Below are 14801 nucleotides of genomic sequence, written 5' to 3' on the forward strand. Positions count from 1 at the left end.
AATACTATTTTTTAATTCGAATGCATGAAGGCATTTTCCTGTCTTGACAAAAAATTTATCGTCATTCCATGAAAAAACAGCCAGAGACAAATCTCTGACTGCTTTTGATCATGCAAGAAAGTGGCTCAACGCGCGAAATAATTGACTTCCTGCTTCGCAGAATGCTGGATATCCGCCTCAAACATGCGGTTCCAGGGGAAACGCACGTCAATCTCGGCCAGCGAATCAAACGGCGGCAGATTGTCTTCGACAAAGCGCGTCATCATGCGCGAAGAGCGGCGCGAAACGGCGTCCACCTTGGAATCCAGGCTGCCGTAAACACCGTCGCCGCGCAGCCACGTCAGCTGACGGGCAATGATGTTGCGGACATTGGCCTGATACGCCCAGTCGTCCAGATAGCGCGTAATGAGCAGCTGATCGACGGCATCGTCCTTCATGTGACGCGTGAGCATGCCCTCGCCGATGACGAAGCCCGTGCTGTTCGTCGGCGTATTCCAGCCGGCATAGGCGCGGATCTTGAAGAGCAGGCCGCGGTCGCGCAGCTCATTCATCAGGGCATTGTCCGAACCGTTCGCATAGGCGATATCGGCCACGCCGACCGGATACCCCTTCGCGACGTAATCGCTGACGATATCAGCAAAATACTTCGTGCCCTCGCGCGGCGTACCGTCGTTGTCGCGGTCATTGGCCTCACCAGTCCTGCCATTCGGATTCGTGTTGACCGTGAGGACGAGATCGGCCTTCTCCGGCGATTTGACCTGCATGCCGCCGGCGGCCGTGATGGCCGAAGCGATGGAGTCACCAATCTTCTCGTCGGAATACGACGGCACGGTGAATTCGCCGCGGCCCCAGTTATAGCGGACAAAAACGAACGGCACGTCACGGCGGATATCGTTGACGGCACGCGTCAGCATCAGCATGCCGATCTCATCGATGCCAGCCATGGCCTGGAAACGCGTCTTGCCGAGATCCTTGCCCTCAGCCGACAGATGGCGGCTCTCAAGATGCGTTTGGGAATACGGCGCATTGTCATCGCGTCCGAGCACAAAATAATTGAAGGCATTGTCGCGCGTAAGCTGAATCATCTTCTCATTGGCGGCGAAATTCTTCTCGCGGCGTCCCATCCAGTCGGCCAGGGATTTCTTGGGAATCAGTCGTCCGAGGAACTCATATTCCTTCTTTTCGCGGCGCGTCAGCCCCTCCATCTCCTCTTTGTCCTTGAGGACCGTGTAGCGGAAAATATCGGAGCCGTAGTTGCGGTAATAGCCCGGTTCTTCATGACCCGAAGCCTCGCCCGTGCGCGGCGTGCGCATGATGGAACCGAACACGTAGAGCTGCATCTTCGGATGTTCCTTGCGGAACGACTTGAAGCGGTCGGCGCGCGCCAGCACCTCATTCTTGGAATACTCATGCTTGCGCGAGCCCACGAGGCTGCCGTACAGCATGGAGTCCGACGAAATGACTGCGGCATCGGCATCCTGGGCATTTTGCTGCAGCCAGTTCCAGAGCTCATCCGGCTTGCCGAGATCATCACGGCTGCCGAGCATATCATCGGGCGGCACGACCACCTCATAGCCCAACTTCTCGACGACCTCCGCCGTCTGCTTATCCGAGATTGGCCGGTTGTCGTGCGGAATATAAAGGATCTTCTCTACTTTATTCTCTGTCTTGTGGTGCGCCGAAACCGTTGGCACGGCCATCAGCAGTGTGCACAGGACAGCCATGAGCATGATGATGCGCTTGCTCAAAGAATCGCTCCCTTCTCTTTTTCTCTCTGCATATCTCTATCTTGCGAAACTCATCTTTCTTCATCCGCCTCACTGGGCAGATGCATCCGTTTCTGACGTGCTGTCAGCCCCATCCTCACCAGACGTGCTGGTATCCGAAGTCAGCACGGCAAGCAGCGCCTGCTTGACATCATCGGGCACATTGAGTTTCGTATCGAATTCCACGCCGCCCTCTTTCGGCGTGGCTCCCTCGATCTCGATCATATCGATCAGCCGGTGCCCCTGATACTCCGTCTTGCCGAAGTCCGAGGCTGCCAGGGCCTTGCTGTAATCCACGCGGACCGTATTGTGATGAACGGTGACCGGCAGATTATCGGGCATCTCCATATGGCCGACGAGTCGCTCCGCCATGGAAAGGGAGATGCGCGAGAACACCCAGGACATCAGCCCGTGATTCGGGATATTCTTGCTGCGTACCCGGTAAACAGCATACGAGCTGTCACCCTGATGCACGAATTCCTTAATCTCCCCCGACACTTCGACGGGACCGACTTTTTTCGTGTTGGCCGTGATATCGAGGCGCCCGTTCTCATGGGACTTGATCGTGACTTCCGTCACCGCGCCATCATCCGTCATCTGCTTCGCAATGGCGTCATTGATGACATCATCCGGCACGAAGAGCTTGCCCTGACTGATCTCGAGCAGGGACTCCTTCGACCAGGTCTGGCGCAGCACGGAAAGCACCGGGCCGTAATCGGCCACCGCCGCCTTGACTTTCGACCAATCAACATGCTGGATTTTCTCCATCCAGTTCGCTGGCATGTCAATCATAAAAAGCACCTTCTATGTTCGTTCTCGAAAATTCTTGTCAAAAAACAACACTTCTAGCATACCACAGAATCACACAAAAAGGAACCGTGCAGCGCGCATCGGTTCCTCTCTCATGGAAATATAATGTAAAAATCAGGCAGTCATGCTCAGAAGCGGATGGTATGTTCCGGATCCTGCCGCGTACGTGCGACATAGGCCACGAAATCCGCTTCAGAAAGCGGTTTTGAGAAGTAATATCCCTGCAGGATGCCGCAGCCAAGCCGCGTGAGCTCGCGTGCCATCTCCTGCGTCTCAACGCCTTCGGCCGTAATCTGGACACCGAAGGACTGGAACCCGTCGATGATGGCCGGCAGCAGCCGGTTATGGCGGCTGAAATACGCCTGCACGAACGTCATATCGAGCTTGACATCGCTGAACGGGAAGCGCAGGACACGCATGAGATTGGAATATCCCGTGCCGAAATCATCGAGTGAGAAGACGGCATGATGAGTCTCGAGCCGCTTCATGTTAGCCTGCAGGACATTACGATCCGCCAGAGCCGACTCCGTGATTTCGAGCTTGAGCTGGCTGAAGTCTACATGATGGCGCCTGGCAATGGCGACCAGACGTTCCGGCATGCGTTCATCGCGGCACTGGATAGGCGAAAGATTGACATTGATCCTGTCGATGCCAAGTGCCTTCGTATCTTGCTGCTCGAGGAATGCACAGACCTTCTCGAAGACCTGCTCACCAAGCTGCGTGATGCTGCCGCTGCGCTCCGCGACCTGGATGAATTCGCCGGGCGAAATCATGCCGAGCTCGGGGTCGACGATGCGGGAAAGCGCCTCCGCGCCGATGATGCGCTGCTCCTTCGTGCCATATAACGGCTGGTAATACACCTCCACCGTATTGTTCTTGACCGCCCGGTCCACGGCAGCGCGGATTTTCGCATCATGCTCGGCCTTCTGACGCTCGCGCTCATCGATGATGACGAGCTGGTTCTGCTGCTCGGCCATCTGCAGCGCCGTCGCCACGTAGTTCAGGAAGCTTTCCGGACGTCTGACCATCAACGGACCGCGGAAAGCCACATAGCTTGCCGTGAGGTAAAGGCTGACATGCTGATCATGCCAGGGCTCCTGCAGCCGCTGGTCGAAATCGCGGCACATCTGGTCAAACGGCAGCACCTGCCGGGCAATCAGGATGAAGCGGCCTTCCTCCAGATAGGCAACAAAGCAATCCGGATGGCGTGTCCGCAGGTACTCCGCAATGATGCGCAGGCCCGCATCCATCTGGCGGACGCCATACAGCCTGCGGTTCTCCGAAAAATCATCCAGGACCAGCGCGAACACGGAAAAATCGCCGTGCTTTCCGAATTCCTGCAACAGCGAAAGCACTGCTGACTGATTCAGGAGGCCCGTCTTGCGCTCCGTATAAAGATCCGGGTTCTGGAAGGCCAGATACATGACAAGAATCGAAAGCATGTAGAAGGAATCCATGATGAGATACATTGGATACACCATGCGCGCGACATCCCCGACGATCAGGATGAGACAGCCGCCGAGCAGAGCCAGCTTCTCCGTGTTGCCCAGTACCTTGCGTCCCACGGCGGCCAGGATGAGACAGATGGAAAAGAGCAGATACGAATAAGAATTCGCGTAGAGGACGAGGCGGTAAAAGCGCCCGATATGATAGCCGCTGTCATTGATGGAATAAACGAGCCCCGACCAGGGCGACGTCAGAATAAGCAGCAGCGAGATCTCAACGACCGTCCAGACAAGGAAACGCGGCATGCGTATGGACGGTGACCGCTCCTGCACAAGTGACTCGACGTAACAATAGAAAACAAAATCCCGACATACGAATCCCACAAAGAACGCAAGATCACAGGTGTTGAGCAGCCATAGGGGAATGCCCTCATAAGCCGTATTGAGCTGACAAGAAAGCACGTTGAATACCACCGTAAAAAACTCCGCCACCAGCAGCCGGCGGAACATCACGTTGCGGCGAATCGGCAGAACAGTCTTGAAAAATGAAAATAAAAACAAGATTCCGAGTACGGCCAGCGTCGCCCAGACAAATTCATAATGATATTGCATGCTTCTACCTCATAGCCATAAATGCATCTATCTGCTAATAATTTTTCTTGTTAATATATCTTATCATAAATATTATTTAGAATATCACGCCTTTACCATACTACATCATTAAACATCTGTCAATCAATTTCAAAATAAAAAGAAGCCACAGCACATATATGCTGCAGCTTCAGAGAAAGACAAACGCTCAAGGGGTCAGCGGTTGTATGTTTGACAGAGTTTGGCCAGATGCGAGGCATCGACCTCCATGAGGTAATCGGGCTTCAGGCACCACTTCCAGTTGCCTTCTGCCGTGCCCGGCGTATTCATGCGCGCGTTGCTGTCGAGTGCCAGGATATCCTGCATCGGGACGATGGCCAGACGCGCATCCGACGCATAGGCATACGCGATGAGCTGCTGGACGACTTCTGGCAGCGGCTTGCCATCCGCGTGCACGAGATGAGCCACGGCGTCGCGCTGCGAAGCAGGGATATCGTGCTTGAGCCAGCCGAGCATCGTGTTGTTGTCGTGCGTGCCCGTATAGACGACGCTGTTCTCCGGCGCCACAGTCCCGAGGCGTCCGCATTCATTGAACTGGAGCGTGAACTGCAGGACCTTCATGCCCGGGAACTTGCAGTCGTCGCGGAGCTTCTCAACCTCCGGCGTAATGATGCCGAGGTCCTCCGCCACGATGGGCAGGTTGCCGAGTTCCTTCATGATTGTATCGAAGAACGGCTTGCCCGGCCCCGGCTTCCAGCAGCCGTTAATAGCCGTCTTAGCCTTGCCGTCGATTTCCCAATACGATTCAAAGCCGCGGAAATGGTCGATGCGCGCGATGTCCACGAGTTCGTAGAGCTTATGGAAGCGGCGCTTCCACCAGGCGTAATCCTCAGCCTTCATGGCCTGCCAGTCATATTGCGGATTGCCCCAGAGCTGGCCGGTCGCGCTGAAGTAGTCAGGCGGTACGCCGGCAACCGTATGCGGCGTGCCGTCGGAGTTGAGATCAAAGAGGCACTGGTTGGCCCAGACATCCGCACTGTCCTGCGACAGGAAAATCGGCATATCACCCATGATCTGGATGCCCGCAGCATTGGCGTATTCATGCAGGCGCTGCCACTGACGATAAAAGAGGTACTGCACGAATTTTTCCAGCGAAATATTTTCTGCCAGACGGTCGCGCAGATTCTTCAGGGCATCGGGCTTGCGCAGCTTGACAGGCTCTGGCCAGGACGTCCAGCTGGCGCCGCGGTATTCCTTCTTGGCAGCCTGGAACAGCGCGTAATCATCAAGCCAGTAGGCTTCCTTTGCACAGAAGGCCTGATAATCCGCCTGCGCATGCGCATCCTTCTGGAATTCCACATGGGCACGCTTGAAGCAGCGGGTCTTGAAGGTCTTGACTGCCTCGAATTCAACGGTATCGTCCTTTTCAACAAACGGGAGCTTGACATCCTTGCGCGTCAGCCAGCCGGCTTCGACGAGTTCATCGATATCGATGAGCAGCGGATTGCCGGCAAATGCGGACGGGGACTGGTAAGGGGAATAACCGTAGTCCACCGGTCCGAGCGGCAGAACCTGCCAGACCTTCTGTCCGGCAGCCCTGAGGAAGTCGACAAAGCGATATGCTTCCTTGCCGAAGTCACCGATGCCGTACTTCGATGGCAGGGAACTCGGATGCAGCAGGACGCCGGCCTTGCGCGGGTAATGACGCACTGGCTTCTCATGGTACAGCAGCTGGCCTTTGAGCGGCGGCAGCTTCACCGTGAGCTTGCCATCCTGGATCTCGTACTTCGTGCTTTCCTGGAAGGCATCGGCAAACGTGCCGCTCGCAAAATCCTGCACGTTGATTGTGACGGTCTTCTCCTCATTGCGGCTGCGGTTGAAGAGCACGATGAAGATTTCATTGGGGGCCTCCGCACCGAAGACATCCTGGCCGCCGCGGATCAGGCGGGCATATGCCATGACATCAGTATCCGCATAGAGAGGCAGAAGCTCGCCCGTCTGCAGGGCTACATGTTCATTGCGCATGCGGATGAGGCGCTCGTACCAGCTGCGCACATACGTATCGCCATGCTCCCAGTCATAGGGACGGCGGTTATACGGATCCTTGAAGCCCTGCATGGCAATCTCATCGCCGTAGTAGACACAGGGCACGCCCGGATACGTCATCTGCCAGAGTGCCGCCATCAGGAGACGAGCCAGTCCCAGATTGTACTGGTCGCTGTCCATGCGGAAGCGCGACTGCTCGATGGCCGGCATGCTGTCGTAATACGGCGCTTCGCCGAGGATCGTCATCGCGCGCTCGACATCGTGGCTGCCGATGAGGTTCATCATCGCGTAGAAATTCTCTTTGGGGTAATTCTCACGCAGGCTTTCGAAGCGGCGACGGCAGGCAATGCCGTCGGCATGGCCGAGCAGGAAATCAAAGAGGATCTTGCGGAACGGATAGTTCATCGCCGAGTCCATTTCCTGGCCGCAGAGATATTCGCGCGGCACGCCGTAGGCGACCTTGTGCGAAGCATCCTCCCAGACCTCGCCGATCATCACGGCCTCAGGGTCCGTTTTCTTGAGCTCAGCGTAGAAGGCCTGCGAGAAGGCAGCCGGCAGTTCATCGATGACATCGAGGCGCCAGCCGGATATGCCCTCACCCATCCAATGATGCAGGACGCTGTCCGGCTTGTAGATGATGAAGTCCATATAGGACGGCGTCGTCTCTGTCACATTCGGCAGCGTGGAAAAATTCCACCAGCAGTCGTATTCATAGGGGAAATTGCGGAAATTGTACCATTCGTAATACGGTGAATCCGGGGACTGGAATGCACCGATCGTATTGTACTGTCCACTGCGGTTGAAGTAACGGCTGTTGCTGCCCGTATGACTGAACACACCATCGAGGATGATGCGGATGCCTTTTTTCTTCGCCTCGGCCACGAGATGATGGAAATCCTCATTCGTGCCGAGGATGGGATCGATCTTATGATAATCGCCCGTATCGTAGTGATGATTGCTCTCCGATTCAAAGACCGGGTTGAGGTAAATAACCGAAATGCCGAGATCCTTGAGGTAATCGAGCTTCTTTTCAATGCCCTTGAGATTGCCGCCAAAGAAATCATAGGCGACAATTTCCTTTGTATCGGGATCCTTGTAGTAACATGGATCATCCTGCCAGCAGGTATGGATGACGCCGCCCTTCTTCTCAATGATCTCATTGCCCTCGCGGCAGAACCGGTCGGGGAAAATCTGATACATAACGGCATGCTTGAACCAGTCCGGCGTCTTCGCGCCCTTGTTGTAAACCGTGATCTGGAACGACGGCGGCACGTGGTCGTAGACCATGCCGACGCCGCCGAGCTGCTCGGGGTTGTTGCCATAGAACCAGGTTCCATCCTCCATGACGATGATGAAATAATACCAGATGAGGCCGCCCTTTTCCGGCATGACGCAGGTACCCGTATAATCATGCTGTTCGGCATTCGGATCATCATTCGTCGTCATCGGGATTAGCTTTTCGCCGGTCTGGTCGTGCCAGCAGCGCAGGAGTACCTGACGGATCCCTTCCTTCGTCCACAGCCTGATTCCCATGCGGACCTTGCTGCCCGCCTCCGCAGCACCGACTGGTGAACGATAGGCGATGTTCTGGGAATCATGTCGGACTTGATTTTGCTCCAGCATTCATATTCCCTTCCTTCCTTTGTTTCTTGCGGAAAGAAAGGCGGCAGAATCTGCCGCCCCTCCCCTTGCCTTGCTTATTTTTCTATCAGCTTTGCATAAAGCTGCTTGTATTCCTTTGCCGACTCTTTCCAGCTGTAGTCCGAGTGCATCGCATTTTCCACGATCTGCTCCCACTCGCCGTAATTCTCGTAAGCACTCAGGGCGCGCTTGAGGGCATACATCATCTCATGAGCATTGTAGTCGGAGAACACGAAGCCATTGCCCTTCTTCGTGTACTTGTCGTACGGGATGACCGTATCCTTGAGGCCGCCCGTCTCACGGACAAGCGGTACGGCGCCGTAGCGCAGTGCAATGAGCTGGCCGATGCCGCACGGCTCATAGTTCGACGGCATCAGGAAGATGTCCGCTGCCGCGTAGATGCGCTGTGCCAGCTGATTCGAGAAGCGGATGTTGGCCGAGACCTTCTTCGGGAAGCGCCATGCCAGGCCCTTGAACCAGTCTTCATACGGCTTGTCGCCCGTGCCGAGCACGACGAACTGGATATCCTCATGCTGCAGGATCTCGTCCATCATGCGCACGATGAGGTCGAGGCCCTTGGCTGCGACCAGGCGGGAAACAACGGCCACCATCGGGATGCGGCGGCCCGTCGGCAGGCCCAGCATCTTCTGGAGCTCCGTCTTGTTGTCGGCCTTGCGGTCAAGCGTGTCCACATCATACGTCTCGAAGAGATTCGTGTCCGTGGCGGGATTGTAGACATTGTAGTCGATGCCGTTCGTGATGCCGAACAGCGTATCACTGCGGCTGCGCAGCAGGCCGTCAAGATGCTCGCCAAAATACTCATACTGGATTTCCTTGGCATACGTCTTGCTGACCGTCGAGATGAAGTCCGCGTAGATGAGCCCACCCTTCATGAAATTGACGGCATCGTAGAACTCAAGGTCGCCGTTGTTGAAATACTTCCAGTCGAGTCCGAGAACATCGCTCATGACATCTTTCGGGAAGATGCCCTGGTATTTGAGATTGTGGATCGTGTAGAGCGTGCGGATCTTCTCGTAACGCTCGTCGCCCTGATGCTCAAGCTTCAGGAAGACATTGACAAGACCCGTGTGCCAGTCATTCGTATGGATGACATCCGGCCAAAAATCCATGGCCGGCAGCAGGTTCAGCACGGCGCGGCAGAAGAACGAGAAGCGCTCGGCATCGTCACCGTAACCGTAGAAGCCATCGCGCTTGAAATATTCTTCATTGTCGACAAAGTAATACGTGACGCCGTTGTATTCGAGCATGTCGAGTCCGACGTATTTCGTGCGCCAGGAAACCGGCAGTTCTCCATCATAGATGTGTTTCATCTCCTGACGGAATTTCTCCGGGATCTGGCCGTATTTCGGCAGGATGACCCTTACATCGACATCCTCGCCGCGCAATGCCTGCGGCAGAGAGCCGGCTACATCAGCCAGGCCGCCCGTCTTGACAAATGGCACCGCTTCTGAAGCAACATAAAGTACTTTCATGCGATTGTTCCTCCTTGTATTGCTGTTAATCAGGCTTCACCAGCGGCAGCTTCCTTGGATGCGGTTTTGGTTGCGGCTGTTTTCTTTCTGGTGGTCGTCTTTTTTGCTGTTGTGGATTTGGCAGATTTCGTGGATTTTGCCGACTTCGTCGTCTTCCGCGCCGTCGTTTTCCGCGTCGTGGACGCGGAGGAAGAGGCAGCCGTCGTGCGCTTGCGACGCGCCTTCGGCTTCTCCTCCGTCTCGCCTTCTGCGGCCTTCTTGGCAGCCTTGGCTGCCTCGCGCTTGGCCTTGGCTGCGGCCTTTTCCTCGTCGGTCATGCGCGGACGGCCGCGGCGGCGCTTCGGTGCCTCCGTCGTCTCCTCAGCCTTCTTGGCCGTGCTCTTGCGGCGCGTGGTCTTGCGGACTGCGGCGGCTTCCGCCCCAGCGGCGGAATCCTGTTCTTCATGGCCGATGGCTTCCGTCTTTACCGCCGCAGCATCGTCAAAAGACCGCTTGCCCTCAAGCTGTCCCTTATGACGCAGATAGATGGTGGCCATTGGCGGGATTGTCAGCACGACAGACTGGTCGCGGTCGTGCCACTTGACATCTTCCGTAAGGATCTCGCCCTCATTCTTCACGCCGCTGCCGCCAAAGGCCTCGTCATCCGAATTGAAGACTTCCAGGTACGCGCCTTTTTCGGGCATGCCCACGCGGTAACCATGGCGGACCTCCGGCGTGAAGTTGCAGATGGCAACGATGTAATCCGACGGATCATCCGCCTTGCGGATAAAGGATACGATGCTGTTCTCACTGTCGTTGCAGTCAATCCACTGGAAGCCGTTCCAGTCGAAGTCGACTTCCCAGAGAGCCTTGTGATCGCAGTAGAATTTGTTGAGCGCGCGGCTGTACTCAAGCATCTTCTTGTGCATCGGGTACTGCTGCGGCAGATGCCAGTCGAGGCTGTCATCGTAATTCCACTCGATGAACTGGCCGAACTCGCCGCCCATGAAGAGCAGCTTCTTGCCGGGATGCGCGATCCAGTACGCGAAGAATGTGCGCAGTCCCGCAAACTTCTGCCAGTAGTCGCCCGGCATCTTGCTGATCAGCGAGCACTTGCCGTGCACGACCTCATCATGCGAAAGCGGCAGCACGAAATTCTCGCTGAAGGCATACATGAACGAGAACGTAACCTTGTCGTGGTTCCACTTGCGGTAAATCGGGTCGAGCGACATGTAGCGCAGCATATCGTTCATCCAGCCCATGTTCCACTTGTAGTTGAAGCCCATGCCGCCCATGTACACCGGCTTCGAGATCAGCGGCCAGGCCGTCGATTCCTCAGCGATCATCAGGGCCTGCGGATGGTACTTAAAGATGTTCTCATTGAGCTTCTTGAGGAAATCCATGGCCTCGAGATTGCCCGTATCGCCGTATTTATTCGGCGTCCACTCGCCATCCTTGCGGCCGTAGTTGAGGTAAAGCATGTTGGCGACGGCATCGATGCGCAGGCCGTCGATATGGTACTCCTCAAACCAGAACATCGCATTGGAAATCAGGAAGCTCTGGACCTCGGTGCGGCCGTAGTCGAAATTCGTCGTGCCCCACTCCCAGTTTTCGGCGAGCTGCTCGTTGTCCGATTCATAGAGCGTCTGGCCGTCGAAGTGGCGCAGGCCCTGTTCATCCTTGCAGAAATGGCCCGGCACCCAGTCCATGATGATGGCGATGCCGTTCTCATGGGCCTTGTCGACGAGATAACGGAAATCATCCGGCGTGCCGAAGCGGCTCGTCACGGCATAGTACCCCGTGATCTGATAGCCCCACGAACCATCGAACGGATGCTCACAAAGCGGCATGAACTCGATGTGCGTGTAGTTCATCTTCTTGACGTAATCGATGAGCTGATCGGCAAGATCGCGGTACGAGAGATATTCGCCATCGGCCGTGCGGCGCCAGGAGCCCGCATGCACCTCGTACGTCAGCATCGGACGGCCGTAGGACGATTCACCTTTCTTGCGCTCAATCCAGTCGGCATCATGCCACGTATAGTGGCTGAGGTCGTAGACGCGCGAAGCCGTCTCCGGCTTCTTCTCCGCATAGAAGCCATACGGGTCGGCCTTCATGATGCGCGGGCCGCCCCACTGCGGCTCGATGGCGTACTTGTAGACGGCGCCTTCCTCGACGCCTTCAATGAATACCTGCCAGATCTCGCCGTCATGGGCCTTCGTCATGGGATTGACCCGGGTATCCCAGCTATTGAAATCGCCCACCACGCTGACGGATTTCGCATGCGGAGCCCAGACGGCAAAACGCACGCCCTTGCGCCCGTCCTGTTCGACGAAATGAGCGCCGAGCATCTCATAGGCATGGTAATTGGTTCCCTGATGGAACAGGTAGAGGTCAAATTCGCTTAAATCCGATGTTTTCACAATAATCCCCTTTCTGTGTATCCCCTTGGAATCCTAAGCAAGTTCCTGCTCTAGCGATTCACAGCTTACGGGATCATGACCGGCTTGATCTGCCAGATTTCCTTCGCGTATTCATCGATGGTGCGGTCGGACGAGAAGCCGCCCGAGTTCGCAATATTCATGGCAGAAGAACGCAACCACTGGAAGCGTTTCTGATAACGGTTCATGATTTCGACATGAGCATCTGCATAGGCGTTGAAATCCTTCAGGATAAAGAATTCATCGTTGTCCTTGAGCAGATAGTCGTAAAGCGACTGGAAGTTGCCATACGTGCCATCCGTGAACTGATTCATGACCGTACGGACATTCTCGTTCGTATTGTATTCGTTCCAGGCAGAATACGTACCCGTTGCGTAATAGTTGAGAACCTCATCCGCCTTGAGACCGAAAATGACGCAGTTCGCGTCGCCGCCCACGGCATCACGGATCTCGACATTGGCGCCGTCGAGCGTGCCAAGGGTGATGGCACCGTTCATCATGAACTTCATGTTGCCCGTGCCCGAAGCTTCCTTGGATGCCGTCGAGATCTGCTCGCTGACATCGGCTGCCGGATAGACGATCTCGCCGATGGATACGCCGAAGTTCTCGATGAAGACGACCTTGATCTTGCCATGGATCGACGCATCGTTGTTGATCTTCTCCGCCACGGCATTGATGAGACGGATCGTTTCCTTGGCGATGTAATAGCCCGGCGCCGCCTTGCCGCCGAAGAAATACGTCGTCGGCAGCATGTCGAAGGACGGGTCCGTCTTGAGCTTATGATACTGATACATGATGTGCATGATGTTCATGAGCTGGCGCTTGTAGGAATGGATGCGCTTGACCTGGATATCGAAGATGCTGTCCGGGTCGACCTCGAGACCGTTGTGTTTCTTGACATAGGCCGCGAGCGCTTCCTTGCGCAGATGCTTGATGGCATTGAGCTTCTCGAGGAACGGCTTATCCTCGACGGCATCGTTGAGGAGATCGAGCTGTTCCGGATGGCGGTGCCAGCGACGGCTGCCGATGGTCGCATCGATGAGATCCGCGAGCTCCGGGTTCGCGCCCATGAGCCAGCGGCGGTGCGTAATGCCGTTCGTCTTGTTATTGAACATGCGCGGATTGTATTCGTAGAAATCATGCAGCGTCGTATCCTTGAGGATCTGCGTATGAATCTTCGCCACGCCGTTGACGCTGTGGCCGCCGACGATGGCCAGGCGTGCCATATGGACCATGTTGTCCTGGATGATGGACAGGGCATGCACCTTGTCCTCATTGTTCGGATAGCGGTCACGCACATCGATGAGCCAGCGGCGGTTGATCTCGTCGACGATCATGTAGATGCGCGGCAACAGCGGCTTGAACATGTCGACCGGCCATTTCTCAAGGGCCTCCGGCATGATCGTATGATTCGTGTAGGCAATCGTGTTCTTCGTGATGGCCCAGGCCTCATTCCACTCGAGGTCCTCTTCATCGACGAGGATGCGCATGAGCTCTGCGACGCAGAGTGCCGGATGCGTATCGTTGATGTGGATGGCAATCTTCTGGCCGAACTCATGGATATCCATGCCCGTCTTCTTGTAGTGGCGGACGATGCTCTGGACGCCGGCCGAAACGAGGAAGTATTCCTGTATGAGGCGCATGCGACGGCCATCGTACGTGCTGTCATCCGGATAGAGGAACTGCGTGATGCTCTCGACGAAATTGCGGTATTCCTGCTTCTGACGCAGCTGTTCCTGCGTCAGCATGCCGTAATCGGAAAAGTCGCGGTTGACCTCGGCATTCCAGAGGCGCAGCGTGTTGACCGTGTTGTTGTGATAACCGACAATCGGCACATCGTACGGCACAGCCATGACCGTCATCGGATTCTCGTAGACGAGCTTGAGGCTGCCATCCTCCATCTTCTTCATGTAGGCATTGCCGTTGAATTTGACATCGATGGCCTTATCCGGCTTGCGGTACTCCCAGGCAAAGCCGTTCTTGAGCCAGTTATCCGGGATCTCGACCTGATTGCCGTCAACGATCTTCTGCTCGAACAGGCCGTACTGATAGCGGATGCTGCAGCCGTGACCCGGCAGGCGATGCGCAGCCATGGAATCGATGAAGCAGGCGGCGAGACGGCCGAGGCCGCCGTTGCCGAGACCAACATCCGGCTCTTCCTCAAACGTCTCCGAAAGGCTCAGGTGGAAATCCTCGAGCACTTCCTTGACGGCTTCCTCGATGCCGAGATTCATGAGGTTCGACTTGAGCAGGCGGCCGAGCAGGAACTCGATGGAGAAGTAGTACACCTGCTTCTCCTGGCGTTCTGCATACGTCTTGTTCGTCTTGATCCAGTTGTCGGTGATGTACTGCTTGGCCGTCGCAGCCACCGTCTGGTATACTTCATTCTCCGTGAGTTCCTTGATGTCGCGTCCCCACATGACATGGGCCGTATTGACGAAACGCAGCTTCAGATTCTCTTTGAACTGCTCGAACTCACGGTTCTTCTGTTTCTGTTCTTTGTTCTCTCTTGCCAAATAAAACACTCCCTTGGCTATGGTATCCTATAAGAAAAGCCGCTGTAAATCAGCCCCTGGCAGATGCACAGGA

The 14801-nt window shown here is 55.8% G+C and carries 7 protein-coding genes; all 7 read right to left on the reverse strand.

The features are described 5' to 3' along the window. Nucleotides 1-125: 125 nt before the first annotated feature. Complete coding sequence (locus tag DWX75_RS06890; RefSeq protein WP_118015630.1) at nt 126-1730, reverse strand: DUF4127 family protein; 1605 nt, start codon at nt 1728-1730, stop codon at nt 126-128. 87 nt (nt 1731-1817) lie between these two features. Then, nucleotides 1818-2558, reverse strand: coding sequence for a hypothetical protein (locus tag DWX75_RS06895; protein ID WP_233519508.1), 741 nt, complete (start codon nt 2556-2558; stop codon nt 1818-1820). Nucleotides 2559-2704: 146 nt separating this feature from the next. Then, nucleotides 2705-4633 (reverse strand): EAL domain-containing protein, encoded by a 1929-nt coding sequence (locus tag DWX75_RS06900; protein ID WP_118015603.1) that lies wholly within the window; start codon nt 4631-4633, stop codon nt 2705-2707. Nucleotides 4634-4828: 195 nt separating this feature from the next. Next, entirely contained in the window at nt 4829-8281 is a 3453-nt protein-coding gene (gene malQ / locus DWX75_RS06905; protein ID WP_118015604.1) for a 4-alpha-glucanotransferase, read from the reverse strand. Between the two features lie 74 nt (nt 8282-8355). Then, nucleotides 8356-9792, reverse strand: coding sequence for a glycogen synthase GlgA (glgA, locus tag DWX75_RS06910; protein WP_118015605.1), 1437 nt, complete (start codon nt 9790-9792; stop codon nt 8356-8358). Nucleotides 9793-9821: 29 nt separating this feature from the next. Beyond that, entirely contained in the window at nt 9822-12194 is a 2373-nt protein-coding gene (glgB, locus tag DWX75_RS06915) for a 1,4-alpha-glucan branching protein GlgB (RefSeq protein ID WP_118015606.1), read from the reverse strand. Nucleotides 12195-12259: 65 nt separating this feature from the next. Next, complete coding sequence (locus tag DWX75_RS06920; RefSeq protein WP_118015607.1) at nt 12260-14728, reverse strand: glycogen/starch/alpha-glucan phosphorylase; 2469 nt, start codon at nt 14726-14728, stop codon at nt 12260-12262. Nucleotides 14729-14801: the final 73 nt, after the last annotated feature.

Source organism: Mitsuokella sp. AF21-1AC (genome assembly GCF_003458855.1).
Lineage (GTDB): Bacteria > Bacillota > Negativicutes > Selenomonadales > Selenomonadaceae > Mitsuokella.